The organism is Bacillus sonorensis NBRC 101234 = KCTC 13918 (genome assembly GCF_001592005.1).
Lineage (GTDB): Bacteria > Bacillota > Bacilli > Bacillales > Bacillaceae > Bacillus > Bacillus sonorensis.
Map to the genome: position 1 here is coordinate 83277 of NZ_BCVZ01000004.1, position 26306 is coordinate 109582.

The 26306-nt window shown below is 45.9% G+C and carries 27 protein-coding genes, 1 pseudogene and 1 riboswitch; of the genes and pseudogenes, 7 read left to right on the forward strand and 21 right to left on the reverse strand.

Annotation, left to right across the window (positions count from 1 at the left end; translation table 11 throughout):
• Nucleotides 1-26: 26 nt before the first annotated feature.
• From ilvD to BTR1S_RS07345, 5 genes are all read right to left on the reverse strand, one after another.
• Complete coding sequence (ilvD, locus tag BTR1S_RS07325) at nt 27-1703, reverse strand: dihydroxy-acid dehydratase (protein WP_006636323.1); 1677 nt, start codon at nt 1701-1703, stop codon at nt 27-29.
• A 328-nt stretch (nt 1704-2031) separates the two neighbouring features.
• Nucleotides 2032-3171, reverse strand: coding sequence for a conserved virulence factor C family protein (locus BTR1S_RS07330; protein ID WP_029418373.1), 1140 nt, complete (start codon nt 3169-3171; stop codon nt 2032-2034).
• 49 nt (nt 3172-3220) lie between these two features.
• Complete coding sequence (locus BTR1S_RS07335; RefSeq protein WP_006636325.1) at nt 3221-3883, reverse strand: HD domain-containing protein; 663 nt, start codon at nt 3881-3883, stop codon at nt 3221-3223.
• Nucleotides 3871-4350: a glutathione peroxidase gene (locus tag BTR1S_RS07340; protein ID WP_006636326.1), complete on the reverse strand. Its 480-nt coding sequence runs from the start codon at nt 4348-4350 to the stop codon at nt 3871-3873. Before BTR1S_RS07340 ends, BTR1S_RS07335 begins: the two co-directional genes overlap by 13 nt.
• A gap of 14 nt (nt 4351-4364) precedes the next feature.
• Complete coding sequence (locus tag BTR1S_RS07345) at nt 4365-6044, reverse strand: formate--tetrahydrofolate ligase (RefSeq protein ID WP_006636327.1); 1680 nt, start codon at nt 6042-6044, stop codon at nt 4365-4367.
• Between the two features lie 149 nt (nt 6045-6193).
• Between BTR1S_RS07345 and metA the strand changes: the two genes are divergently transcribed.
• Nucleotides 6194-7102 (forward strand): homoserine O-acetyltransferase MetA, encoded by a 909-nt coding sequence (gene metA / locus BTR1S_RS07350; protein ID WP_006636328.1) that lies wholly within the window; start codon nt 6194-6196, stop codon nt 7100-7102.
• Between the two features lie 297 nt (nt 7103-7399).
• Nucleotides 7400-8551 (forward strand): diglucosyl diacylglycerol synthase, encoded by a 1152-nt coding sequence (locus tag BTR1S_RS07355; protein ID WP_029418371.1) that lies wholly within the window; start codon nt 7400-7402, stop codon nt 8549-8551.
• 58 nt (nt 8552-8609) lie between these two features.
• Here the strand turns inward: BTR1S_RS07355 and BTR1S_RS07360 are convergent, their stop codons facing one another.
• Nucleotides 8610-9299 (reverse strand): AIM24 family protein, encoded by a 690-nt coding sequence (locus BTR1S_RS07360; RefSeq protein WP_006636330.1) that lies wholly within the window; start codon nt 9297-9299, stop codon nt 8610-8612.
• A 272-nt stretch (nt 9300-9571) separates the two neighbouring features.
• Here BTR1S_RS07360 and cspD point away from each other — a divergent pair, with 272 nt between their 5' ends.
• Nucleotides 9572-9772, forward strand: a complete 201-nt coding sequence (gene cspD / locus BTR1S_RS07365; protein WP_003153604.1) for a cold-shock protein CspD — start codon at nt 9572-9574, stop codon at nt 9770-9772.
• Nucleotides 9773-9832: 60 nt separating this feature from the next.
• Here the strand turns inward: cspD and BTR1S_RS07370 are convergent, their stop codons facing one another.
• Nucleotides 9833-10015, reverse strand: a complete 183-nt coding sequence (locus tag BTR1S_RS07370; protein ID WP_003182837.1) for a hypothetical protein — start codon at nt 10013-10015, stop codon at nt 9833-9835.
• Nucleotides 10016-10173: 158 nt separating this feature from the next.
• On the opposite strand from BTR1S_RS07370, the gene BTR1S_RS07375 reads away from it, so the two are divergent.
• The gene (locus BTR1S_RS07375; protein ID WP_029418370.1) at nt 10174-10440 is read left to right on the forward strand and encodes a DUF2564 family protein; all 267 of its coding nucleotides are present in this window, start codon (nt 10174-10176) and stop codon (nt 10438-10440) included.
• A 39-nt stretch (nt 10441-10479) separates the two neighbouring features.
• Here BTR1S_RS07375 and BTR1S_RS07380 read toward each other — a convergent pair whose 3' ends face one another.
• Together BTR1S_RS07380 and BTR1S_RS07385 are read right to left on the reverse strand one after the other, a co-directional pair.
• Nucleotides 10480-10665 (reverse strand): zinc-finger domain-containing protein, encoded by a 186-nt coding sequence (locus BTR1S_RS07380; RefSeq protein WP_006636332.1) that lies wholly within the window; start codon nt 10663-10665, stop codon nt 10480-10482.
• Nucleotides 10658-11339 (reverse strand): annotated as a pseudogene (locus BTR1S_RS07385) (reverse transcriptase-like protein). Before BTR1S_RS07385 ends, BTR1S_RS07380 begins: the two are co-directional and overlap by 8 nt.
• Nucleotides 11340-11425: 86 nt before the next feature.
• Here BTR1S_RS07385 and BTR1S_RS07390 point away from each other — a divergent pair.
• The 3 genes from BTR1S_RS07390 to sspL are packed head-to-tail and all read left to right on the forward strand — an operon-like array spanning nt 11426 to nt 12695.
• A complete protein-coding gene (locus tag BTR1S_RS07390; protein ID WP_029418368.1) occupies nt 11426-12127 on the forward strand; it encodes a queuosine precursor transporter in 702 nt (233 codons plus the stop codon).
• A complete protein-coding gene (locus tag BTR1S_RS07395) occupies nt 12117-12515 on the forward strand; it encodes a reverse transcriptase-like protein (protein WP_006636335.1) in 399 nt (132 codons plus the stop codon). The genes BTR1S_RS07390 and BTR1S_RS07395 overlap by 11 nt, the downstream gene beginning before the upstream one ends.
• A 42-nt stretch (nt 12516-12557) precedes the next feature.
• Nucleotides 12558-12695 (forward strand): small, acid-soluble spore protein L, encoded by a 138-nt coding sequence (gene sspL, locus BTR1S_RS07400; RefSeq protein WP_006636336.1) that lies wholly within the window; start codon nt 12558-12560, stop codon nt 12693-12695.
• An 11-nt stretch (nt 12696-12706) separates the two neighbouring features.
• On the opposite strand, the gene BTR1S_RS07405 is transcribed toward sspL, so the two are convergent.
• The 12 genes from BTR1S_RS07405 to BTR1S_RS07450 form a co-directional block, all read right to left on the reverse strand.
• Entirely contained in the window at nt 12707-13594 is an 888-nt protein-coding gene (locus BTR1S_RS07405) for a 5'-3' exonuclease (RefSeq protein ID WP_006636337.1), read from the reverse strand.
• Between the two features lie 93 nt (nt 13595-13687).
• Entirely contained in the window at nt 13688-13837 is a 150-nt protein-coding gene (ypzF, locus tag BTR1S_RS22760) for a protein YpzF (protein ID WP_006636338.1), read from the reverse strand.
• Between the two features lie 78 nt (nt 13838-13915).
• Entirely contained in the window at nt 13916-14185 is a 270-nt protein-coding gene (locus BTR1S_RS07410; RefSeq protein WP_029418367.1) for a YpbS family protein, read from the reverse strand.
• Between the two features lie 51 nt (nt 14186-14236).
• A complete protein-coding gene (gene dynA / locus BTR1S_RS07415; protein WP_029418366.1) occupies nt 14237-17803 on the reverse strand; it encodes a dynamin GTPase in 3567 nt (1188 codons plus the stop codon).
• Between the two features lie 139 nt (nt 17804-17942).
• Nucleotides 17943-18044, reverse strand: a complete 102-nt coding sequence (gene fbpC / locus BTR1S_RS21775; RefSeq protein WP_309521097.1) for a Fur-regulated basic protein FbpC — start codon at nt 18042-18044, stop codon at nt 17943-17945.
• A 52-nt stretch (nt 18045-18096) separates the two neighbouring features.
• A complete protein-coding gene (locus BTR1S_RS07420; RefSeq protein WP_006636342.1) occupies nt 18097-18606 on the reverse strand; it encodes an isoprenylcysteine carboxyl methyltransferase family protein in 510 nt (169 codons plus the stop codon).
• A 1-nt stretch (nt 18607) separates the two neighbouring features.
• Nucleotides 18608-19711, reverse strand: coding sequence for a type III polyketide synthase (locus BTR1S_RS07425; protein ID WP_029418365.1), 1104 nt, complete (start codon nt 19709-19711; stop codon nt 18608-18610).
• A 34-nt stretch (nt 19712-19745) separates the two neighbouring features.
• The gene (locus BTR1S_RS07430) at nt 19746-20297 is read right to left on the reverse strand and encodes a GNAT family N-acetyltransferase (protein WP_006636344.1); all 552 of its coding nucleotides are present in this window, start codon (nt 20295-20297) and stop codon (nt 19746-19748) included.
• 89 nt (nt 20298-20386) lie between these two features.
• Nucleotides 20387-21709 (reverse strand): nucleobase:cation symporter-2 family protein, encoded by a 1323-nt coding sequence (locus BTR1S_RS07435; protein WP_006636345.1) that lies wholly within the window; start codon nt 21707-21709, stop codon nt 20387-20389.
• Nucleotides 21706-22290 carry a xanthine phosphoribosyltransferase gene (gene xpt, locus BTR1S_RS07440; protein ID WP_006636346.1) on the reverse strand — a complete coding sequence of 195 codons (585 nt, stop codon included), beginning with the start codon at nt 22288-22290 and terminating at the stop codon, nt 21706-21708. Before xpt ends, BTR1S_RS07435 begins: the two co-directional genes overlap by 4 nt.
• A gap of 126 nt (nt 22291-22416) precedes the next feature.
• Nucleotides 22417-22516, reverse strand: a riboswitch (purine riboswitch).
• Nucleotides 22517-22655: 139 nt separating this feature from the next.
• Nucleotides 22656-24158 carry a carboxypeptidase M32 gene (locus tag BTR1S_RS07445; protein WP_029418364.1) on the reverse strand — a complete coding sequence of 501 codons (1503 nt, stop codon included), beginning with the start codon at nt 24156-24158 and terminating at the stop codon, nt 22656-22658.
• A 125-nt stretch (nt 24159-24283) separates the two neighbouring features.
• Nucleotides 24284-26203 carry an ATP-dependent DNA helicase gene (locus tag BTR1S_RS07450; protein ID WP_006636348.1) on the reverse strand — a complete coding sequence of 640 codons (1920 nt, stop codon included), beginning with the start codon at nt 26201-26203 and terminating at the stop codon, nt 24284-24286.
• Nucleotides 26204-26306: the final 103 nt, after the last annotated feature.

The following is a 26306-nucleotide window of genomic DNA, read 5'->3' on the forward strand; positions in this document are numbered from 1 at the left end:
TTTCAAACATCCAAAAGTAAAAAACGTCAGATCTTCATGATTCCGCCTGTGTTGGCTGAAGTGACAAGCTTTGAATAGCGGGCGAGATACCCTGTTTTCACTTTAGGCTCAAAGCCCGGCCAGTTCGCTTTTCTTTTTTCCCATTCTTCATCGGAAATCTCAATATTCAAGATTCGTTTTTCGATATCGACCACGATATGGTCGCCGTTTTCTACAAATGCAAGAGGTCCGCCTTCAGCGGCTTCCGGCGATACATGACCGATTGAAAGTCCGCGTGATGCCCCGGAAAAACGGCCGTCTGTAATTAATGCCACCTTCGGTCCGAGTCCCATACCGACGATCTGGGAAGTCGGAGCCAGCATTTCAGGCATTCCTGGTCCGCCTTTAGGGCCTTCATACCGGATGATGACGACGTCTCCCGCTTTCACTTTCCGGTTGATGATGCCGTCGAGCGCCTCCTCCTGAGAATCGAAGACGACAGCAGGTCCTTCATGGCGGGTAATGCCGTCCTGGACGCCGCCAGTTTTGATGATCGCCCCGTCCGGCGCCAAATTGCCGAATAGCACAGCAAGCCCGCCTTGCTCTGAAAACGGCTTGTCAATCGGATGAATGACATCGTAATCCTTTACATCGCACCCCGCAATATTTTCGCCAAGCGTTTTTCCTGTTACAGTCAACGTATCCAAATGCAGGGCGCCTTCTTTTTTGGATAGCTCGTTTAGGACCGCAGATACCCCGCCTGCTTCATGCAAATCTTCGATGAACACATCTGATGCAGGCGCAAGCTTTGATAAATGAGGAACTCTCGCGGCAACCTCATTAATCCGCTCAAGCGAATAATCAACACCCGCTTCATTGGCGATTGCCAGTGTATGAAGGATCGTATTCGTCGATCCGCCGAGCGCCATGTCTAAGGCGAACGCGTTGTCAATCGCCTTTTCCGTCACGATGTCACGCGGTTTTAGATCTGATTTGATCAGCTCCATCAGCTGGCGCGCCGATTGTTTGGCGAATTCCTTTCGTTCCGGCGCCGTCGCCAAAATCGTTCCGTTGCCCGGGAGCGCGATGCCGAGCGCTTCGGATAGACAGTTCATCGAGTTGGCTGTGAACATGCCGGAACATGATCCGCAGGTTGGGCAGCCAAACTGTTCAAGCTCCTGCAATCCTTTTTCATCAATTTTGCCAGATTGATAGGCGCCTACGCCTTCAAAAACAGAGGAAAGCGAGATTTTGCGCCCGTCACTCGTCCTTCCCGCAGCCATCGGACCCCCGCTGACAAAAACGGTCGGAATATTGATCCTCATTGCCGCCATGATCATCCCCGGCGTGATTTTGTCACAGTTCGGAATACAAACCATCCCGTCAAACCAGTGAGCGGAAACGACCGTCTCCACGGAGTCCGCGATGATTTCTCGGCTCGGAAGGGAGTACCTCATTCCGATATGCCCCATTGCAATACCGTCGTCGACACCGATTGTATTAAATTCAAACGGCACTCCGCCGGCTTCCCTGATCGCCTCTTTGACGATTTTTCCAAACTCCTGCAAATGGACATGACCGGGGACGATGTCAATATATGAGTTGCAAACGGCGATAAACGGTTTGCCGAAGTCCTCTTCCTTTACCCCTGCCGCCCTCAGCAGACTGCGGTGCGGCGCTCTGTCGATCCCTTTTTTAATCATGTCACTGCGTAAACCTGTCATGATGATCCTCCTAAAATATCTTCGTTTTTATATTCTGTATTTTTAGAATATTCGTTTTGCAATACTTCTTATTACGGATTTTCAAGCTGATGGCTGTTTTGCTTTTCAATCTGAAAATCGCTCCCCATTCTATCAGAACCTCCACATTCCACTTGATTGGTACCTACTATATATATTTTCAGGCTTTTTTTCAACAATATTCGAAATATTTTTATAGAAAAAGTGATATTTTATGACAGGACACGCGATGGTGTTGAAATTGTTTGGTAGCGGATGGAACGGTCTTGATTTCTGACTGAAAAACAAAAGGCGCTGGATTCAGCGCCTTTTACCGATTTTCTTTTTTGCGGCTTTCCGTCATTTGCTTCCAGACGGATCCTTTTGCTTCTTCTCCATGTTCAATCCGTTCAATTGCCATTTTGATTTGAAGGCTGACTTCAAATTCCGGATCGTTTTCAGCCTCTTTCAACGCAGAAAGCGCGCTTTCGTCACCGACCTCATATAAAAACATCGCCGCTCTCCAGCGGACGAGCTTGCTCGGGTCCTTCAGCGCCTTTATCATCGCGGGGATGGCATCCGGATTTCCGATGTCAGAGAGGCAGTCGCCGGCCGTCCTTCTTACCGTAATGGTTTTGTCCTCAAGCGCCCGGTATAAAAGCGGGAGGACCTCAGGTGTTTCGATCATGCCCAAATAAACGACGGCCAGCCTTCTGATCGATGTTTTCGGATCATTGAGCGCTTTTTCAAGCACCGGAATGTCCTCTTCCTCCGGATCCATTTGCTCAAGGTGGGCATAGCGTTTTTGCCAATCTTCATCCTCCAGCATCTCAAGTGTGACTTTGTAAGATTTTCTTTGGACGGCTTGTTTTTCGGTTCCTTTGTCCTGAGATGCGGCGGATTCCGTTAATTTCCGGAGACGCTCCTCATCATAGGCTGCCTGGAGTTCTTCCGTTACTTCACGGCCGATTTCTGAAAAGTCGCCGAATCTGACGCCCTGTTCCTTCCATGCGCGCTCAAGCACGACATTGGATGAAGCCGTTTTCAGCTTTAAGATCGCCTCCTGAAACCGCTCCGGCAGTCCAAACCGCTCTTCGCGCTCGCCGTCAGTCAGTTTGACCTGCATCGGTATGCCGCTGAACATTTGCACGAATACTTTGACCTCGCCAAACGACTCTTTTTCCTCTGAAGCTCCGCCGTTTGCTTCGGTTTCATCCATCCCGAAGGCGGAACGAACCGCCGGCAGGATATCCTTCCAGTCAAACCTGGCATTTCGCTCCACAGCTAAAAAGTCTGCTACATGGTAGACCCCTTTTACACCATCTATATTTAACACCTGCTGAATGACAGGCGGTGCCCCTTCCGCCTGGCCTTTTTTGTAATTATTGCTTTTCCCGCCCGGCAGCTCCTCGGTTAAAATGACCTTCATTGTATTTGGACTCGGTGTCGGTTCTATCGATTTAATCTTCATCAGTTGTCCCCCTCTGTTAAAAGATCCGGGTCTTATTCTACCATAACCGTTATTCCCGATCTATCCAGGCGGCTTGTTCAGTGCAGGCACACTCGTTTTTGAGTTCGCTGAGAAAGGAACGCATCAGCTTGTGCCGGTGTTCGGCAAGCCTTCTCCCTGTTTTGGTATTCATCAGATCTTTTAGAAGAAGCAGCTTCTCATAAAAATGGCCGACCGCAGATGGGGCGTTTTTATCATGGGAGCCTTCCCGGTAGAGCAAATGCCCCTTTGCACCCGCATACATGAAAGCCCGCGCGATTCCGACGGCGCCCATGGCATCAAGACGATCGGCGTCCTGAACGGCCTGTCCTTCTAAAGAAAGCTTTTGATCCTTGTATTTTTCCCTGTCTCTGAAGGACATTTTCGTAATGATGCTAATGATGTCCTCTGCGGCTTGATTGTCAATGCCGAAGCCTGATAATTGCCGCTTCAGCGCTGAGAGCGGCATTCGATGTCGCGCCGATAGTTTCTCATCGATTAAATCGTGTACAAGGGCGGCCGCTTCTGTGATAAACAAATCCGCCCCTTCTTCTTTTGCGATCATAAGACTCAGGCGCTGCACCCGTTTGATATGAAGCCAGTCATGGCCTGTCCCTTCATCGCTAAGCTTTCCGCCGACCCATTCTGCAATCAGGCTGATCTGCTTCTTTTTCAGCTGACTCATCCCAGCCATTGTTGAATGGTATCCTCCATTTCCTTCGGATTTGTCTGCGGCGAAAAGCGCTCAACAGTCTCGCCCGTTTGATCGACGAGGAATTTTGTGAAATTCCACTTGATTGCTTTTGTTCCGAGCATTCCTTTCGCCTTGCTCGTCAAATGTGAAAACAGCGGATGGATATGTTCGCCTTTTACATCGACTTTAGCAAACATCGGGAACGTCACCCCGTAATTCATCGTACAGAATTCCTCTATGCTTTTTTCATCGCCCGGCTCCTGATTCATAAATTGGTTGGACGGAAAGCCCAAAATGACAAACCCCCGGTCTTTATATGTATCATAAAGCTCCTGAAGCTGTTTGTACTGCGGGGTGAATCCGCATTTGCTGGCTGTATTGACAATGAGAAGAACCTTCCCTTCATACGGCTTCAGGGTCGTTTCTTCACCTTTAATCGTTTTTACGCTGATATCATACATGGACATGTCCATCGCTCCTTTTAAAATAACCCTTTTGCCCTGCCGTTTTCATCCACATCCATTTGAAGCGCGGCCGGACGCTTCGGCAACCCCGGCATCGTCAAAATGCTGCCTGTCAGAGCGACGATGAAGCCGGCTCCTGCTGACGGCTTTAATTCGCGGACAGTAATGTAAAATCCATGCGGTCTCCCGGTCTTCTCTGGATCGTCTGAAAGAGAGTATTGAGTTTTCGCCACACAAACAGGCAACCCGTTCAAGCCGTTTTTTTCCAATTCGACAAGTTGCTTTTTCGCCTTTTCCGTGAATTTGACACCTTCCGCTCCATATACGATCCTGGCGATCTTCGTCAGCTTTTCCTCGATTGGGTCTGTTAATTCGTATAAATAAGAAAAGCGGTTTTCTTTTTCTTCAAGCACATTGATGACGTTTCGGGCAAGCTCGACACCGCCTTTTCCGCCCTCTTCCCAAACATTGCACACTGAAGCTGGATGGCCGTTTTCCCGGCACCAGTCAAGCACGGCTTCAAGTTCCTCCTCTCCATCCTGGACAAACCGGTTTACCGCAACGACATAAGGAAGACCGAAAGCTCTGATCGTCTCAATGTGTTTTGCAAGGTTGGCAATGCCTCTTTTTACGGCTCCCGTATCGCTGATCTTTAAATCTTGAAGCGCGACGCCGCCGTGCATCTTCAGCGCCCTTACCGTGGCGACGATCACGACCGCACCCGGAGTAAATCGGCCAGCCCTCGTTTTGATATGGAAAAACTTTTCGGCTCCTAAATCAGCGCCGAATCCCGCTTCAGTTACGACGTAATCAGCAAGCTTCGCCGCCATTTTAGTCGCGATCAGACTATTTGAGCCATGGGCGATATTGGCAAACGGCCCCCCGTGCACGAGCGCCGGCGTTCCCTCGACGGTTTGCACGAGATTCGGCTTCAGCGCGTCCTTTAAGAGAAGAGCGAGCGCTCCCTCAACTCCAAGCATTTCGACTGTCACCGGTTTTTGGTCTTTTGTGTATGCAACAATCATTGCCGCAAGTCTGTTCTTTAAATCTTTCAAATCGGAGGCAAGACATAAAACGGCCATGATTTCAGATGCGACCGTGATGTCAAACCCGTCTTCCCGCGGAAAGCCGTTTGCTTTGCCGCCCAGTCCAATGACAGTTTCCCTTAGCGCCCTGTCATTGAGATCGAGGGTCCTTTTCCAGACGATTCTTCTGATGTCAATGTTTAATTCGTTTCCGTGATGAATATGATTGTCAATGAAAGCAGCCAAAGCGTTGTTCGCGCTTGTAATCGCGTGCATATCTCCAGTAAAGTGAAGGTTGATGTCCTCCATCGGCAGAACCTGCGAATAGCCGCCTCCTGCTGCGCCGCCTTTTAAACCCATCGTCGGTCCGAGAGACGGTTCCCGCAGCGCCACAATCGACCGTTTCCCCTCCTGCCAGAGCGCCTGGCTCAGTCCGACGGTCACAGTTGACTTTCCTTCACCCGCGGGCGTCGGATTGATGGAAGTGACCAAAATAACATGTCCGTCTCGTTGATCTGCTAAACGCTCAAAAATATCTAAAGAAATTTTCGCTTTTGTGAAACCAAAGTACTCTATTTCTTCGTCATCTATACTGAGTTTCCGTGCAATTTCCGCTATCGGTTTTAATTTCTGGCTTTGAGCGATCTCAATGTCTGATAAGTGGGATTTCATATGAAGAGGAGCCTCCTTTTCGTTGATTACATGATGATTTCCATATTTTTCACACACTTCTTTTATTGTATCACAATTCACACATTGAAATATCGCCAAAAAGTTCCTATAATGAAGAAAAATCAGCGGAGAAAACCGGAGGTGGCGTGTTGCCTATCAACATTCCTATTGATTTGCCAGCAAAGCAGATTCTTGAAAGTGAAAATATTTTCGTCATGGATGAAAAACGGGCGTTCCATCAGGATATCAGGCCTTTGAACATTGTGATTCTCAATTTGATGCCGCAGAAAATCAAAACGGAGACACAGCTTCTGAGAATGCTCGGAAATTCTCCTTTGCAGGTATATTTCACTTTTTTAATACCGTCTACACACACACCAAAAAACACAGCAAGGCAGCATTTAGAACAATTTTATACAACCTTTTCTTCGATCAAGGACAAAAAATTTGACGGCATGATCATTACAGGAGCGCCGATCGAACATCTGGCATATGAAGAAGTTTCATATTGGAATGAGCTTCAGGACATTTTTGACTGGAGCAAAACAAACGTCACGTCAACGCTTCACATATGCTGGGGAGCCCAAGCCGGGCTGTTCCATCATTACGGCATTCGCAAAACAAAATTGCCGAAAAAAACGTTCGGCGTGTTCGAACACAGAATTTTAGAGAAAAATGAAAGATTGGTAAGAGGATTTGAAGAATTCTACTATGTCCCGCATTCCAGGCATACAGATATAAACATGGACGATTTAAAATCGGCGGAGGATTTAAAAGTGCTCAGCATCTCTGATGAAGCAGGCGTCTGTTTAATTGCTTCAAAAGATGAAAAACAAGTTTTTTTGACTGGACATCCTGAGTATGATACCGATACTCTTAAAGAGGAGTATGAAAGAGATCTGGCCAAAAACATGAAGATTGACCCGCCAGTGAACTATTTTAAGGATGGACCGGACGGACCGGTGCCTGTTAATCGCTGGAAAGCCCATGCCACTCTATTGTTTATGAATTGGCTGAATTACTATGTTTATCAGGAAACACCGTATGAGTGGAAATGAAATTCTCATGCTCCGGTCTGATGCAAGATGTCCGAAATATGATAAAATACAGTTGGGTTAGTCTTCCATAAAAGATTCTATACCATCGCAAACATCAGCCCCTGGCTTTTTTACGGGGGGTCAGGAAGCTCTTGGAAACCAGTGCTTTCCTGCGAATCCAAACTTTAAAAATACCTTAATTTTTGTTCTTCATTTATAATTAAATTATAATTTTATGGTATGGTATCTGTGGACATTAACTCCTGTTTTTTTACTATTTAGAGCTCTTGCTGTTTGAATTAATTGAGGTGAATATGTTTGAATACCAACAAAAATATATTAATTTTGACTGCAAATTACGGAAATGGCCATGTTCAAGTAGCCAAAACTCTTTATCAAGAGTGTGAAAGGCTTGGTTTTAAGAATGTAACTGTTTCGAATTTGTATCAAGAATCAAATCCGATTGTGTCTGACATTACGCAATATCTCTACCTGAAAAGTTTTTCAATCGGGAAACAGTTTTATCGCCTTTTTTACTATGGGGTCGATAAAATTTACAATAAAAGAAAGTTTAATATCTATTTTAAAATGGGGAATAAGCGGCTTGACCAGCTTATTAAAAAGCATCAGCCGGATATCATCATCAATACGTTTCCGATGATCGTCGTCCCTGAATACAGACGGAGAATGGGGAAAGTCATTCCGACATTCAACGTGATGACGGATTTCTGCCTTCATAAAATTTGGGTTCATGAACATATCGATAAATATTATGTGGCGACTGATTACGTGAAGGAAAAACTTCTTGAAATCGGCACCCACCCAAATAATGTAAAAATTACAGGCATTCCGATTCGCCGGCAGTTTGAAGAAGAAATGGACAAAGACGAAATTTACGCCAAGTATCAGCTGTCTCCTGATCGAAAGATTCTGCTGATCATGGCGGGCGCCCACGGGGTTCTCAAAAATGTAAAGGAACTGTGCGAATCCCTTGTGACAAAAGAAGATGTCCAAGTCGCTGTCGTTTGCGGAAAAAACACGGTATTAAAAAACTCGCTTGAAGAAATTGAAGCCGTATATCCGAATAAACTGAAAACGTTCGGCTATATCGAAAGAATTGACGAGCTGTTCAGAGTGGCCGACTGCATGATCACAAAACCGGGCGGAATCACCCTTACGGAAGCTACCGCAATCGGTGTTCCGGTTATCCTTTACAAACCTGTGCCGGGGCAGGAAAAAGAAAACGCCCTGTACTTTGAGGATAAAGGCGCTGCCATCGTGGTAAACAGGCATGAGGAGATCCTTGAGTCCGTCTCTTCCCTATTGGCGGATGAACAAAAACTAAACGAAATGAAACGGAATATTAAAAGCCTGCACTTATCCAATTCTTCAGAAGTCATCCTGACTGACATCGTCGAACAGTCTGAAATCATCATGAATAAAAAACAGGCTGTGAGAGCCCTGTCTTAAGCTGGGCTCCCGACAATTAGAAAAAACACTTGTTTTCACAAGTGTTTTTTCTTTTGCTTTATGATTCGGTATAATACACTTCTTCAAACGGCTGAACGACGACAAATCCGTTTCCGGCAAATTTCATTTGAATCGACTCCCCGCTCCCCCTGCCGATGAATGTTTTAAAAGAGACATCTGTAACAAATTCAGGCTGAAGTCCGCCTGACCAAGCAATGGTTGCGTTTGGATCGGTATATACGGGGCTTTCCGGAGAAACAAGCAGAGTAAGCGGCTCATAATGGCTTGTGATCGCTGCCATTCCCGTGCCCTCAAGCTTGACGTTAAACAGTCCGCCTGCCAGCATGCCCGAGATTTTTTTCATCAGCTTAATATCCCACTTGATTGCAGGTTCAAAGGCCAGCAGATCATTCCCGTTAACAAAAATGGCATCATTGTCTAAATTTAAAATCGATATCTTTTTTCCTTGATCGGCAAGGTAAAGTTTTCCATCCCCTTCGGCTTTCATAAGTGAAGCGCCTTCACCGCTGAACACCTTTTTCATCATCCGCCCAAGTCCGTGTTCAAACACCCCTTCCCTCTCGAATTTGATTTGCCCTCTGTAGGAAATCATTGAACCGGCTTTAGCCCAAACTTTCCCGTCTAGATTCACTTCAAGCAGGCGCGGGGTCTCAAGTTCAAACATCCCTTCCCCTTTGTCTTCCTGCTGCGTTTTTTTCACAAATTCATCAATCGAATAACGATTCATCATCCACACTCCTTATGACTGTTTACTTATATACGGAAAAGCCCTTTCCATGTTTCATTTTTTTCTTCTTCAGATAAGTTCTGAAGACTTTATGCTGAAAGCGATTTCAAAAAAATTCCTTAAAAAAGCATAAAAGTTCATTTTTTTCTCTTGACAGCTTGACGCGACTCTGTAGATAGTGTATAGTGAAACCATCATTTAGCAGAAACATCGTTAGATGATGAAAATTTTTTTTAGCACTTTGTGCTACAGTACTAGGAGGATTAAGCAATATGCAAAACGGTAAAGTAAAATGGTTTAACAATGAAAAAGGCTTCGGCTTCATCGAAGTTGAAGGCGGAGACGATGTATTCGTTCATTTCACTGCAATTGAAGGTGAAGGATACAAGTCTTTAGAAGAAGGACAAGAAGTTTCTTTTGAAATCGTTGAAGGTAATCGTGGACCTCAAGCATCTAACGTTGTGAAGCTGTAACTTTTAACAGAATGAAGAAAAAATGAGACTTCAAATAGAGGAGAGGCATATGCGCCTCTCCTATTTAATTTTCAGCTGAATTTCAATGGCCAGAATGTTTTGTTTTAGCCGTTGTTCGATTTCCTCGATATTTTTTTCCAGAGACGGACGCCCCTTTTTCGCAATATCCACCAGCTGTTCTAAATCTTTATATACCTCCACAAATGTCTTGTGCAGAACGGTTTGCAATTCATTGCTTTCCACTGTCACAGGCCCCTTTTCTATAAGATACCCAAATTAGTAATATAGACTTATATTTTTTAGGCTCAATAGTTATATCGGCTTAATTTTATTATATTTTTTCTTTTTTTGCACATAAATATAATTGTTTTCAGGAAAATAATGATGGAGGTGTATGAATGATGACATCAGAACATCACGATGCCGTTGACACGGGGTTTAATCAGCGGAGACAGCTTGAATTGGCCGTGGAAACCGCCCAGAAAACGACCGGGATGGCGACCAGACAAAAAAGCTCCACCTTATCGGAATCAGCCTACAAGTCGATTGAGGATGCCAGACGGCTCTCGCAAGCCGATGAATTATCCGCTTTGGATGAAGAATTTTTACACCAGCAGCTGGAGAGATTAAACGAATGCCAGCACCAGCTGGATGAAGCCCAGCGATAACAAAAAAACCGCATGACTGCGGTTTTTTTCATGAATGTGTCAGCTGTTATTTGTCAGCACTTCTCCATATGTGCGGAGCTTCTCTCCGACAGTGCATTTTGTAATGCAAAATGCATGGGCATACGTTTTTCCGTATTCCTTTCTGAAATGTTTTTTGATAAAACACCCTTCACAATAGGTGTCCTGCAGGTTTGTCAGTTCTTTCAAGATCTCCTTCTTATCCAAGGCTTTCATCTCCGTTATTTATCTAGTTTCGTGTGGCTTTCCACAATGGTATGCTCAAGCATTTTTTTGGCAAGCTGATCTGCTTCTTTATTGTCTTTGCGGCTGATTTGAATATAGGTCGGCGAAAGTTTTAATTTTTCAAGCTGTTTTTCAATTCGATCAAGCCATTTTGAGTGAACTGGATCATAGCACGGCCAGTTTCCTTCAAGCTGGTTTAAGACGACAAGCGAATCCCCTTTTATGATGACTGAGTTTCTGCTCGCTCCAAGATCCCTGAGCTCGTTTACTGCTTCATGGAGGGCGGCGTATTCCGCTTCATTATTTGTCGTCAGCCGAAAGCTTTTGTTTTTTCTTAATCGATATCTTTCCCCTCCGAGGGAATAATAAATCACGATCCCCAGGCCTGCCAGCTCGCTTTCCTTGTCATAGCTTCCGTCAAAAAACACCGTGATTTCATCAGGTTCATGCGCCAGTTCTTCCTTTAGCTTTTCAAGTTCCTTCAGCGTCCAGAAGCTGCCCTTTTCATCTTCAAACTCAAGCCCGCTGACATATGGACTCTGTGTGAGCCTGCGGCCGATCGCCACCGCATCTTTCACTTCGATCCATTCATCGGCGGTGAACGGGACGGATGCGGATGCGTTCATATTTATATTCATGCTTGCTCTTAGTTTCACAAAATCACCTTTATTCAAATGATGTTTTGTTATGCTATAATCAAAACGGTCTGATTACAGCTTATAGAGAAAGGAAGTACTTGTTTTTGTTTAACGAGATGTTGTGGATTAGTTTTGCAATCATTAATTTTATCATTGTTCTCTTCTTTTTTAAACGATTCGGCAAAACCGGCCTGTTTGTTTGGATCGGTTTTGCCACAGTCGCCGCCAATATCGAGGTTGCGAAAACGGTCGAGCTGTTCGGCCTGACCTCGACGCTCGGCAATATCATGTATGGCAGCGTATTTTTTGCGACAGATGTCATCAATGAAAAATATGGCAAAGAAGAAGCGAAGAAAGCCGTATCACTCGGTTTTTTCATCCTTATCAGCCTGACCGCCGTCATGCAGGGCGCCCTGCTTTTCAAGCCGCATCCTGAAGACATCGCACAGCCGGCGCTTGAGACGATCTTCGGATTTCTGCCGCGCGTTGCGCTCGGGAGCCTGCTTGCCTATATCATCAGCCAAACACTTGATGTTTATGTATATTCGGGGATCAGAAGGTTATTTCCTTCCGATCGGGCATTATGGTTTCGCAACAGCGGCAGCACCGCAGTCAGCCAGCTTCTCGATACGTTCATTTTTACGAGCGTCGCTTTTATCGGCACATATCCCCTCGACGTATGGGTGCAGATTTTTATCACTACATATGCACTAAAATTCGTTGTCGCCCTTTTTGCAGCCCCTTACGCTTATGCTGCCAAACGGATCACTCCTTTGGATGAAAGGAGCGGGAACGATGCCTGTTGAGGTCTATATTGACGGTGCAAGCGCCGGGGATCCCGGACTTTCCGGGCTCGGCATTTTCATTAAAAATGGAAGGGACTCGGAATCCTTTTCTCTTCCCGCCGGACGTTTAAGCAACCATGAAGCCGAATTTATGGCGCTGATTGAAGGAATGAAGCTTTGCGCCGACAGGCGGTATTCGATCGTTTCCTTCCGCACCGATTCTCAAATCGTCGAGCGCGCGGCGGATTCTGAATATGTCAAAAATCCGGCGTTCAAGCCTTATCTTGATGAAATTATCCGCTTAAAGGCGGCCTTTGATCTGTTCTTCATCAAGTGGATTCCCTCAAAGGAAAATCAGACGGCCGATAAGCTCGCGAAACATGCGATTTTACTGAATCCGGCAGATTAAAAACATCACGGGCTGTGCATCATAAGCTCTGAGGTGGTTGATGTGGAAAAGCAGAAGCCGGCCGGCAAAGGCCGTCTGACAGGCGGTGTCACGCCGCAGGGCGATATTGAAATGAACCGTCATACAGACCCGAAAACAGAGCTTGAAAATCGGGCAAAAAAAAGCAACACAAAGCATTAGAGAGATCGATGTTACCCGATCTCTCTTTTTGCCATTTTCATCAGCAGCGGTTCAATTCCCCTGATCTGATGAAGCTTCAGCATCTCTATAGCCCTCTCGTGTGAGAGCGTAAAATCCGCATCTTCAAGTGAGCAGGAAAGCGGAACATCGCATTTGATTTCCGCGAGAATTCTCGACAGCTTCAGGTCTTCAAGACTTTCGGTTATTTTCGTCTGCTGTCCTTTTGTCAGGAGGCTGATGTTTTCAAGCAGACGGTCAACTGTCGAATACTCCTTGATCAGCTTGTACGCCGTTTTTTCACCGATTCCTTTCACACCTGGATAATTATCGCTCGTATCCCCCATCAAAGCTTTTATATCGATCAGCGCCTTCGGCTCGATTCCCGTTTCCTCTATGAACGATTCTCTTGTATACACTTTATAATTGCCGATGCCTTTTTGCATCAAAGCGACTTGGACAGAATCCGCCAAAAGCTGAAGCAAATCCTTATCTCCTGTAACGATGGTAATGTCTGCTTCATTTCGGAAAAGCGCAGACAGCGTGCCGATGCAATCGTCGGCTTCATATCCGGCAAGGCCGATATTCAGCACGCCAAGCTCCTCCGCAGCTTCCTTCGCCAGATCAAATTGGGGAATTAATTCGAGCGGCGGCTCCCCCCGGTTTGCTTTATAATCTTTAAATAAGTCATTGCGGTACGTTTTGCTGCCCATGTCCCAGCAGCAGACGACATGGCTCGGTTCAAACACCGTCACGGCCGTCAGCAGATGCTTTAAAAATCCGTGCACTCCGTTTGTCGGAACGCCTTTGGCATTCATCATAAAATTGCGATGCACCGCTGTCGCGAAAAAAGACCGGAATAACAATGCCATTCCGTCAACAAGCAGCAACTTCTTTTTCATTCTGGAAACTCCCTTTCATACATACAATGTTCCTATTGTACCACAGGAGCCAAAATGATGAAAACAGCGCCAATAGACGCTGTTTTCATCTGCTTATTTTTGGTGGTTTTTCTTATTTGAGATCATCTTTGCGGCTTCCATCTGCGCATAAGATTCAGTAGAAAATTCGGTGTTAAAGCCGTTTTTCTTTTTGGCGTTATTGTTTCGCTGCGCATTTGCATTGCCGAGCTTTGTTCTTCCCATCGTCTTTCACCTCCACGGAAGGTTCAGATCTTATTTTTTGCATGAAGATCGAGAACCACTCGCGGAAGGATCAGCCAGCTATGCTTGCGCGTTTTTTCGGCTGACGTATTCTTCAACCATTTCCTTTGTGACAAACCGTCTTTGCGGGACGATGCCCTTTTTGGCGAGTTCGTTCATTTTCGCTGTCACCTGATTGATGCGGTCTGTTGAAAAAGGTTCTTGCCGTTCACATGTTGCGACCGCCTCTTCGATCGCTCTTTCTCTCTCCTGTTCAAGGAGGACAAACTCCTTAATAAGCTGGTGCTGTTTTTTGGAATGTGCTGTAATGGCTTCATGTACGTTTGTCATCGTCTTTATCCCTTCTTTTTTATTCAGTCTACCACGCCTGATGAAATAAGGCTATGACTCGATGTCGCGGAGCCATTCTTTTGCTGCGGCGTATGCTTTTTCAATGGTTTCTCCGTCCGTTTTGTTTACAGGTTCATGGAAATATACTTCTTTTTGTTCCGCCAGTTGGTCCATCGCGTTCTGAAAAGATTTCTCCTGGAGAACGTCTGCGTTTTTCCGGCTGCGGCTTAGAAATGTCTGCTTTTCGTGTTGAATCCATTCATCTGTTATGGACGAAAGCTTTGACGTGAGGGATTCGACCAGTCGCGCCTTTCCATTTTGCTGAAAGAATGCTTTCGGTGACTTGAATGTTTTCAACTCCTCACGAAAAACAGCTTCTTCTGCAGAGACCCCATCGGCGACCGCCCCGCCCGCTTTAGGCGGCTCCGCCTTCAAATGCACTGAAAAATACGGGTTTCCTTCAAGTTTTTGTTGAAGCGCGGCTCCCCATTGTTCATCTGCATACTTGACCATCATGTTTTCGATCCTGATGTCGAGTGCTTTCAATTCCTGCAAAAATTCAAATTCATACTCCTTCAGGACGCTTTTCAAAGCTTGTTGCAGATTTTCCTGCCAATTTCCGTTTTGCAGCCCGGGATGGATGGCGGCTTTGAACAGATCATAGGCATAAAAAGAAAGGCGCTGCCTGATATAGTAAAATTGCTCTTCAATATCCTTTTCTGTCATTTGTACAATGTACGTTCCTGCTTTCGTCTCTGCAATCGCCGAGCTTGCTGCTTCATAAACTTTTGCGATCCGCTCTTTTTCTGCTTCCGTCTCTTTTGCTGAACGGTGCAGAGAGCGGCGGAGCTGAAAAACCGTCTCGCAAAGCGTTTTGCCTTCATGTATCAACTGATCGACGGCAGCTTTCGCCAATCCGTTTTCTATAAACTCGCTAAGGTCTTTCCTGAAACGGCTGAATTCGTTGAAAGGCGCTGTTGTTCCGCTGAGCTCCTGTTTGCTTGAGACATGATAGATATGCGGATGCTTTATCCCCTCTTTGCTCAGCTCGCCACGCACATAATGTTCAACCGATTCCAGCTCTTCAGCACTTCCGGCAAGATCTGCCGCGTTTAGAATAAAGAACATTTTATCCATGCCAAATGCGTCTTTAATTAAACCGAGCTTTCGCAAAAACGACCTGTCCGCTCTTGAAAACGCATGCTGGTAATATGTTAAATAAAGCAGTGCATCGGCGTTTTTCATATATTGAAAAGCAAGTTCTGTATGACGTTTATTTATGCTGCTTGCACCAGGTGTGTCAACAATCGTGATCCCTTTATTTGTGACGGGCGTATGTAAATATACGGTGACTTCCCGCACGGCGCAAGCTGTTTCCTCATCAGCCACATATGGGTGAAGCTCTCCGGATGAAATCGTGCATACATCTTGATTGACAATATAGTGCTGAAAACGCTGATATGCTGATAGAACATGCTCTACTGCCGGACGCTCATCCTGATGCAGCTTTCCTTTTCTCAAGAGATGCTCCAGCTTTTCAGAAAATGTCGCGCCTTTTGCGCCTGACATTTTGCCATCTAAAAGCTGGTTTAGTTCTGCGGTTATTTCCTCTTCGGTTTTAAAGGCCACATCAGCCGTCCCATTTTGTTTTTCACCAGTCGGTTCTGTGATCTTATTGATGGTCGCCGTTGTCGGCGTCGGTGACGACGGAAGCACCTTTTGACCGCAGAGCGCGTTTGCAAACGATGATTTTCCCGAGCTGAAAGCGCCGAAAAGAGCTATTGTAAAGCGTCTTGAATGAAGCCGCTCTGTTTTCGCTAAAAATGCTTTCCTTTGCTTTTGGAGGACCGGAACATCCTCAAGGTCGCGGGCGAGCCGCAAAAAGCGGTCCATGTATTCAGACACACTTCTTTTGCCGATACCTCCAGATTCCGGGGTGTTGTCATCCTGATGCCGTATGCTGTCGTCAGGCTGTTTCGTTTCAAGCGGATTTTGCCATTCTTTCTTTTTGGGTTCGTACCAATCTTCTTCCGGTACATCCCCTCCTCCGTTTTCCCAATGATCCCAGAGGCGGTTCGCTTTTTCATAGGAATTCTGCTGAGCAGCGAGGCGGTAATTCAACTCAGCAAGCTTCGTTTTCCCCTCCTCATATTCGTTCTTGACCACCGTCAGCCGTTGCTCTTCCTTCCGCCTGAGAAGGTGTGTGAACTGTTCTATGAGATTCTGGGCACAAGCCTTCGCTTCTCTTCTGATGCTTTCCGCAAGCTCCTTTGTATAATTCAGTACATATTCAGAAGAAAGCGCCGCTCCGTTTTTCAGTGATTTGAGCAAATGGGGTTCACCCACTTTTGTCGCAAATTGAAGAACATCGGAAAGAAAGTCGTCGCTTTTGACCCCGAATCGATTTGCGAATGTTTTGAAAGCTTCAATGATATGCCAGTCAATTTCAGCTTGAATTCTTTTATTGATATCTCTCAGAAAAGCATCTTTTCGTCTTTGCTTCTCCTCAGCCGTTTTTGCTTTGCTGAAGAGGAATCCTTTTTTAAAGTTTTTTTCGTTCGATTCCAAATAAAATTTGGCGAGCTCCCTCATATCAAACGGCGTTAAATTTGCATTTTGAATGATCGTCTGAATCTCTTTTTTGATTTGTTCTTCCGCCTGTTTGACCATAACTGGCGATTCAGAGAGCTCCGCCTTCAAAGTCCGGACTTTTTCTGAAAGTGCGGAAGTTTCGTCTGAGAGAGACGAGTCTTCATCGCTCATCAGCATCTCGGTATGCTCGCTGATCAAGGCGATGACTTTCTGCTCCGTATATCCGCGCAATTGCTGTTCTGTCTGTTGCTGGAGCTCGGTCAGTTTCTTCCGAAGCCGATTGAATTCATTAAGCGGATGATCTGTTTCTGTAACGGATGTAAAAAAGAGATGATCCGCTTTGATTCCTTCCCTTTGAAGCATGTCGAGAACTTGTTTTTTGTAGGTCTGAAAGCCTGTTTCCGATTCATCGTGACGGTCGATTTGATTGACGATGAAATAAATATTCGGGATTTTTTCACGAATGGAGCGAAGAAAATTCACGTTTTCTTCAGAATGGACATGATTATAATGGACGACATAAAACAGCGCGTCTGCCTGATGCAGAATCGATGATGCCGAAAGGAAATGGGCATCGTCCGTAGAATCGATTCCGGGTGTATCGATGAGCACAGCATGAGGCGCAATCCCCGGAAAATCACCTTCGATTTCAACCATTTCGATCTGGCTTCCATCCTTGCAGTACGCCTGCACCTTTTCTTTATCGTAAGCGCCCTTTATAAGAGCATATTTTCCGTCTGTCGTATGAAGCGCCGTCTTCGTCTCGCCCCTGCGGACAAGCACGAGATTGGCGCTTGTCGGAATCGGGCTTGTCGGTAAAACATGTTCTTGAAGCAGCGCGTTTACCAATGAAGATTTCCCTGCCGAATAATGGCCGCACAAGGCGATATACACTTCTTTGCGGGCCCATTTTTGAATGACGGATGCAAGCTGTTCCGCCCGTTTTTCATCCCCGTTTTTCTTGAGCTCTTTGAAAACAGCTCCCGCTCTCCTCTTCAGCTCGTCTTTCGTATTAACATGTGCCATCAATCTTACCCCTTTTTGCAGTGTCGTTGAAGATGCAGTTCCTTTTCCCATTTTACACGACAATTCTGTATTTTTCTGCACCATCTAACGAAAACATGAGAAAAAGCTGCCAGGACGGCAGCTTCACAGATATATTCAATTATGCGGAGCGCTTTGAAATTCCTTTTAACACAAATCCGATCATCAGACTGTATGTACATACAGCACCAACTAAAAAAAACATTGTCATATGTTTCACCATCCTATAATGAGAATGTTTTTCACATCCATTATAAATGAAATGATAATCATTTTCAATGACATAATTTCTTCAGCGCCTGCTCCTCTTCACGGATGCGGATCATCATTAATATGGCATTCGTAACCGTAAATACAACCGCTGTCACATACGCCTGAAAAAGCAACGGAAGCAAGAACAATTCAAGCACGACGGCCAGATAATTTGGATGCTTGATCCATTGGTAAGGCCCTTTTCTGATCAGGTTCGCCCCGGGAATAACCAATATTTTCGTATTCCAGCATTCCCCAAGCGAAAAAAGCGACCAATACCGCAGGCCTTGTGTCAGCAGAAGCGCGAACCCCGTCAAAACAAGGGCCGGGAACGGCAGGATTCCGCGCTCAAAAACGGCCGCTTCACAAATGAAAGAGGCGAAAAACAGGACATGCATCGTCACGATAAATGGATAGTGGCGCTTCCCATATTCGATCGCTCCGCGTTTTTTGGCGTATATTTCATTCCGTTTGGCGACAGCCAGTTCAACAAGCCGTTGAAAGATAAAAACAAATAGAATGATCCAAAACATGTTATCCACCTGCTTTTTTCGTCCATTTCATGATGAGAAGCTCTGATGAAAAACCGGGGCCCAGCGCCCCTAAAAGGCCATGCTTTTCCGGTTCAGGAGTGACGGTCAACAAGCACTCTTTGATGACGTACATAATGGTCGCTGAAGACATATTGCCGTGCTTCGTCAAGATCCGTCTTGAACATGCAAGATGTTCTTCTGAGAAACCGAGGCTCTCCATATAAGCATCAAGTACTTTTTTGCCGCCCGGATGGGCAAGAAACACTTGAATGTCGTCCAGTCCGACGTTTTGTGCATTGAGAAAGGCTTCAACGTCTTTCTTTAAATTTGTCCTGATCAAAGACGGGATGTCCCGGGAAAACACGACTTGAAAACCGTTGTCATTGATGTTCCATCCCATGACATCTTCCGAATCTGGTAAAGTAGACGACCTAGAGCTTAACACCTCCGGCAGGATGCCAAACCGCGAGTCCTGCAAGTCGGCTTCCCTTCCGCACATTAAAACGGCGGCAATCCCGTCGCCGAATAAAGACGTTCCAATCAAATTGCTTTTCGTTTGATCATCCTTTTGAAAAGTTAAACTGCAAAGTTCTGCCGCAATCACCAGAACATAAGCTTTCGGAAAAGCGGTGCAGTATTCAAACGCCCGCGCGATTCCCGAAGCGCCTCCAGCACAGCCGAGGCCCCAGATCGGGATACGCTTCGTCTCTCGTCTGAAAGGAAGAATGTTCATCAGCTTCGCTTCAATGCTTGGGGTCGAGATGCCTGTTGACGACACAAAGAAAATCGCATCAATTTTTTCAAATGGAATCTCTCTTTTTAAAAACCGCTGATCCGCCAGACATTTTGATGCGGCTTCTGCGCTATGCCGTACTGCCATTTCAACGTATATTTGATTTTTCTCCTGAAAACTTTTTGCTTCTTTATACCATTCTATAGGCATGACAAACTGCCTTGATTGAATCTCTCCATTTTTGAATGAAGCCAGCAGTCGGTCAATGTCTCTAAAAGAATCTTTGAACATGTCTCTCGCAAACCCGGCAGCCTGTTCTTGACTGACATGGCAACGGGGGATGCTCGTTCCTGCCGATAAGAGAAAAGCCAAAGCACCACCTCTTCTCAAAAAGCGTACTCAATGCTCATGTGGAGCGCCCAAAAAAGAATGCCATCAGCACTTCATCGTCATACACACCATTCGCATATATTTGTTCTTTTTGAATTCCTTCAACGATAAATCCGTTTTTCTTATAGAGAACAAGAGCCGGTTCATTTGAAGAAAATACAGTCAGGCACAGTTTATGAAGCTGATGAAGTCTGCACCATTTCAGTGTGTAGGACATGATTTCTTTGCCGATGCCGAGCCCCTGCGCCTTGCTGTGAAGCCATGTCCTGAACAATCCGGTATGCCGCTTCATCTGGAGCTCGCCTCTGATCACCCTGGCGATGCCGCAGACCTTTCCATCGATTTCAACGGCTGCATACATATTGTCCTTTTCATTCATATCCTTGATAAAGGCGCGTTCTTCCTCAAGCGTGCGCGGCCTTTCCTTTTGGATGTACACGCCGGTGTCGATCACATCTTTCACCGCTTCGATGATGTCTCCGGCATCCGCCAGGCTGACAGGTCTAATCACGGCCTGTCCGCCGTCTTTTGTGCGGATGTGTTCAACAAGCCCATGCTCTGTTTTCATCAGATTAGCCTCCTCTTCTTACGGATAGTATGTCTGATTACAAAACAGAAAACACGTTCAAAAAAGAAAAACCCCACGATTGTGAGGTTTTAAACAGCTGATTTTTCGCTTGGTACGGCTTCTGCATGTTCCACCGGCACAGGCCGTGAAAATGGATGGATATGAAAAATCGCGTTCAATATAATTGCGGTAAAGCTTCCCGCAACAATCCCGTTCTCAGTCAATAGCTTGATGCTTTCAGGCAGATGCTGAAACATCTGCGGAACGACCGTTACACCGAGTCCGATGCCGACTGAACATGCAACTATTAAAAGGTTTTCCTGTTTTCCGAAATCAACACGGCTGAGCATTTTGATGCCGTAGGCGATCACCATGCCGAACATCGCTACCATGGCGCCGCCCAATACAGGTTTTGGAATGATTGTTGTCAGTGCGGCCGCTTTTGGAAACAGCCCCAACAAAATAAGAAATGCTCCCGCAGCTGCGATGACGCTGTTTTTTTTGACACCTGTCAATTGAACAAGGCCGACGTTTTGCGAATAAGCTGTATACGGAAAAGCATTGAAAATTCCGCCGAATAAAACGGCAAGTCCTTCCGCCCTGTACCCTTTGGCTAAATCCTTCTCCGTCAGCTGTCTGTCCGTCAAATCGCCCAACGCAAAGTAAACGCCTGTAGACTCTACCAAACTGACGATCAAGACAAGGGTCATCGTGATGATCGGAGTGACTTCAAATACCGGGGTTCCGAAATAAAAAGGATGAATCATCTGCATCCAGCCCGCCTGCTCCACTTCTGTAAAATCCACTTTTCCCACCAGGCCGGCGGCAGCCGTTCCGGCCAAAAGCCCGATCAAAATGGAAATAGATTTTAAAAATCCTTTTGTAAAGCGGTTCAACAGAACGATAACCAAAAGAACCGAAAACGCTAAAGCAAGGTTGGACAGCGCGCCGAAATCCTCGCTGTTCTCACCGCCAGCCATATTATTCATCGCTGTTGGGATCAGCGTAATTCCGATGATCGTCACAACGGAACCGGTGACCACCGGAGGGAAAAACCGGACAAGTTTCCCGAAGAAAAACGAGATCAATACAATGATCAGCCCGCCGGCGATAATGCTTCCGTAAATCGCCGGTATGCCGTATTTCGAAGCGATCGCAATCATCGGAGAAACGGCTGTGAAGGTACATCCCAAGACAACCGGCAAACCAATGCCGAAAAAGCGGTTTTTCCATACTTGCAGCAATGTGGCGATCCCGCACATCAAGATATCGGCTGATACAAGGTACGTAAGCTGCTCAGGCGTCAGCCCCAGAGCGTCCCCCACGATAAGAGGAACCATGACGGCCCCCGCATACATGGCCAACACGTGCTGAATACTTAATGAAACGGTTTTTCCGGCTGTCAGCTTCATGACCGCACCTCCTGTAAAAAGGTCACTTTGCCGCCTTTAAGAGATGCGATTCTCGCCAGGGATTCGACTCTGATTCCGAGCTCGTCAAGCTCTTTCCTGCCGTGCTGAAACGATTTTTCAATCACGATCCCGATCCCGCAGACCTTAGCTCCAGCCTGTTCAACGATGGAGACAAGGCCTTTTGCAGCTTGTCCGTTCGCTAAAAAGTCATCAATGACAAGCACGTTGTCATCCTCTGAAAGATGGCCGGCTGAAATGGCAATCGTACTTTCCGTTTTTTTCGTAAATGAGTAAACAGATGCCGTCAGCAAATTGTCGGTCAATGTGAGAGATTGGCGCTTTCTTGCAAAAACAACAGGTACGCCAAGCTTTAATCCTGCCATAACGGCCGGCGCGATTCCGGAAGACTCAATCGTTACAATCTTTGTAACCCCTTCGCCCTGAAAAAGAGAAGAAAACTCTTCACCGACAGCCAGCATAAGCTCCGGATCAATTTGATGGTTCAAAAAAGAATCGACCTTCAGCACTTCTTCAGACAGCACAGTGCCTTCTTCTTCAATTTTTCGTTTTAGCTGTTCCATGTATAACCCTCCGTTTTTGAAATGCCCCTTATTAAAAATAAAAAAGCATTGCCGGCTCGTAATAACAGTCGAGCGGGCAATGCTGAAAAAGACGAAAACCGCCTGCTTACAAGACGGCAGACATTCGTATCGTTAGCGCCCACTCATAGTCGGACATTTACGGTGCCCGGTAGAAACTTGCGTGCCATATCCACGCGATTATATGAGTGATATATTGTATCAAATTATAGCAACTTTCCGGCGAATTGGAAAGACTAAAATCAAAAAACAACGAACTCCCTGACAAATTTCCGTCCAAACGTTCGTATTTGACTGAAAATTCAGATGGCAAAAACCCCTTCCCGTGTTATGGAAAGGGGTTTCGATTACAAATACAAATTCGTGTACTTTTCTTCCAAATAGCTGATCAAATAACGGACGTTCAATTCCTCTCCTGTCGCGGCTTTCATGATCTCGAGCGGTTTTTTTCGTTTGCCGTGAATATGGACGTGATCTGTGAGCCATTTTTTGATCGGCTGAAACTCTCCGTTTTCTATCAGCTGGTCGAATGCGGGAAGATCTTCAAGCATGTTTGCCCTCAGCTGTGCGGCGTACATATATCCGAGTGCGTATGAAGGAAAGTAGCCAAAATCACCGCCTGACCAGTGGACATCCTGCAATATTCCTTTTGCATCGTCTGGAGGCGTAATACCAAGATAAGCTTCATATTTTTCATTCCACAGCTTCGGCAGGTCCTCAACCGAGACTTCGCCGCTGAATATCGCTTTTTCGATTTCATAGCGGATCATGATATGCAGCGGATATGTCAATTCATCCGCATCAATCCGGATCAAAGACGGCTTCGATTCATTCACGGCCCTGTAAAATGCTTCAGCCGTAACACCTTGAAACTGTTCCGGACTTGCTTCTTTTATTTTATGAAAATACCGCTTCCAGAAACCGGGGTGCCTGCCGATAAAGTTTTCATAAAACAAAGATTGTGATTCATGAACTCCCATTGAAGCGCCTTCTGATAAATTGGTTCCGCTCAAAGCTTCATCAATGTTTTGCTCGTATATCGCGTGTCCGCACTCATGAATCGTCCCGAACACAGCCGAACGGAAATCGGACTCGTTATATGCGGTGGTCACCCGCGCATCTCCCGGACTGATCGTGATCTGGAACGGATGAACCGTCTCATCCAGGCGGCCTGCATGAAAATCATAGCCGAGCTCGGCTAAAAAGAAATGGCATAATTCGCGCTGCCTCTCTTTTGGAAAATGCTTATTCACAAAACTCGTGTCAGGCTTCTGTGGGCTGTCGGCGATTTTTTGCACGAGCGGAACGATCGACTCCCTCAATTCGGAGAAAAGCGCGTCAAGCGTTTTGACCGTAACACCCGGTTCATATAAATCCAAAAGCGCATTATAAGGATGGCCCTCATATCCCCAGTATGTAATAAAACGCTTTTTGAAATCGATGATTTTTTCCAAGTAAGGGGAAAACAGAGAAAAATCTGATGATGTTTTTGCTTCTTCCCAGACCGATTCCGCTTTGGATGTCAGCGTCGTATATTCTTTGAATTCATCCTCAGGGATTTTACTGTTTAATTCGTATTCTTTTTTTGCTTCTTCGACCGCTTTTTGCGTATCATGCGGCAAGTTCTCTTTTTGTTCGGACAAAGCATCAAGCAGCTCTTTCATCCGCTTTGACGTCCTCATCTGAAAAACGTCTGCCGATAATTGTCCGATCGCTTCTGAACGGTATTCTTCCCCTTTTTTCGGAGCGCCCGTTCTCATATCCCAATACATCACGTTGATTGCTTGTTCATATTGGCTGATTTTCTTTAACAATTGCAAAAATTCTTTTTCATATGTATTCACACTCAACATCGATCCCCCTCTTCCTGATAATGATGCGAATTGTAATCAGACTAATGGAAATATTTACGAAAGTCAACTTTTATGCCGTTGCAACCGTATAAAAAAAGAAAAGCGGAAAACCCGCTTTTCATTTAAACATAGACCGGATCAACAGGAAGCACCGCCTCGACCTCTTTCATCACATTCCACTCTTGATCAGACACAGCGTAAATATGGATCTTGCCCCTGTCTTCGTTGGAACGGATCAAACGACCGATGCCCTGACGGAGCCTCAGCAGCATATAAGGCAGATCGACTTCGCGGAATGCGTCCTTTACACCGCTCCGCTTCGCTTCAAACACCGGATCGTACGGCGGAAAAGGAAGCGACCAAATGATGACATTTTGCAGCGAGCTGCCCGGGATGTCAAGCCCTTCCCAAAGATGTACGGAGCAAAGAACAGAATCTTCTATGTTCTGAAATTTTTCGACGATCGTACTGATTTCTTCGTCTCCTTCAAAATATACGGGGAACGGAAGGTTCTTCCCGGCGAGCTGCTGTTTAAACGCCTCCAGTTCTTCAAATGACGGGAACAGGACGAGGGTTCTTCCCCCCTCTTCTCTCATGCTGCCGACCGCCGCGCTCCCCTTCTTCTCCGCATCAGCGATTCGGTGAATGTACACATTCATCTGCTCTTCATAATCGTAAGGCGAATCAACCGTTAGCGATAAATAGTCGCGAATGCCGAGGCTTTTCGCCAAATAATCAAAAGAACCCTTTTCCGATAATGTCGCTGAAGAAAAGATAAATGGGATCGGTTTGGAAAACACTTTCTCTCCAAGGACTTCCGAGACCGTCCGCGGCATCACCACAAATGTCGATTCAAGCTCTTTCTGCTCGAGCCAGCTGATCGCATTTTTTCTATAAAGCGAAAGAGAGTAGGCCATTTGTTCAAGATATTCTTCAACCACTGTTAAAGCATACTGGTCAAGTGTATACAATTCGCCTTCGAAAACAAGCGCCTCGCCGATTTTTTCAAGCAGATCATATAGTTCTCCGGCTGCTTTTTTCACTCCGGCATCATCCTTGATGCGCAAGCGGTCCGAACCTTCGGCTTTTTCGGCATTGGCGGAAAGCAAATGAAAAAATTCATCATTGACGCGCAGCGCTTCTTCCACCAGTTCGGCAAACTCTTCTCTGATATCATTTCCCAGCAGCCGTTCAAGAAACATTTCCAGGGTCGATTGCTTCACTCTGTATGTCAGCGCTTTTTGCGCGGCAAATTCAAGCAGATGCCCTTCATCAAAGACAACAGCGCTGTGTTCGGGCAACAGCGGGAGCTGCCCTTCCCGTTTTCTCGCTTCCTCTGTCCAGATATGCTCCATATAGAAATCATGGGAGCAGATGATGAAATCCGTCGATTTCCGATAATGGTCCCTTGACAGCGTCAAGCCGCAGCGGTGTCTCATATCGCAAGTGAGGCAGTCCTGAAATGAATCATACCCGATGTCAGCCCATTCCGCGTTCGACAGTGACGGGTATTCCTTTCTGTCTCCATACGGAGAAAATGACTGCATCCCTTGTGATTCATGGACAAAGCCCGGAAGCTCCTCATAAAGGTCAAGCCATTTTTCATCATCAGAACGCTGCATCGTTTTTTCTAGCTTTTTCAGGCACAAATATTGATCATGCGATTTGCTGAGCCTTGCATCAATGGTCAGGCCCAGGTGTTCGGATATTTTATGAATATCCCCTTCTTTTTTGACCAGCTGTTCAATCAGCGTCTCATCCGCACAAGCGATGACCGCCGGTTTACCCGTATATCTGGCATAGCTGAGCGCAAACAGCAGATATACAAGCGTCTTTCCCGTTCCTACACCGGCTTCGGCAAACATGACCTTTTTTTCTTTAAATGCCCGCTCTAATTGAAAAGCCATGAATATTTGCTCATCCCGCAGATCAAAGCCCTTTTCAGGAAGAATATCGTAAAATACATCACCGATCCAATTGTTCAGTTCTTCATAAAAGTTTTTTGTTTTTGTTAATGAAAAAGGCAGACGAGATGCTGTCACCCTGCTCCAACCCCCAACTATCGAGTTTTTCAGAACTTTTATCCTATCACTATGGGTTTAGAAATTCAACAAGAAAGATTTGTGAAACGTAAAAAGGGGCAGG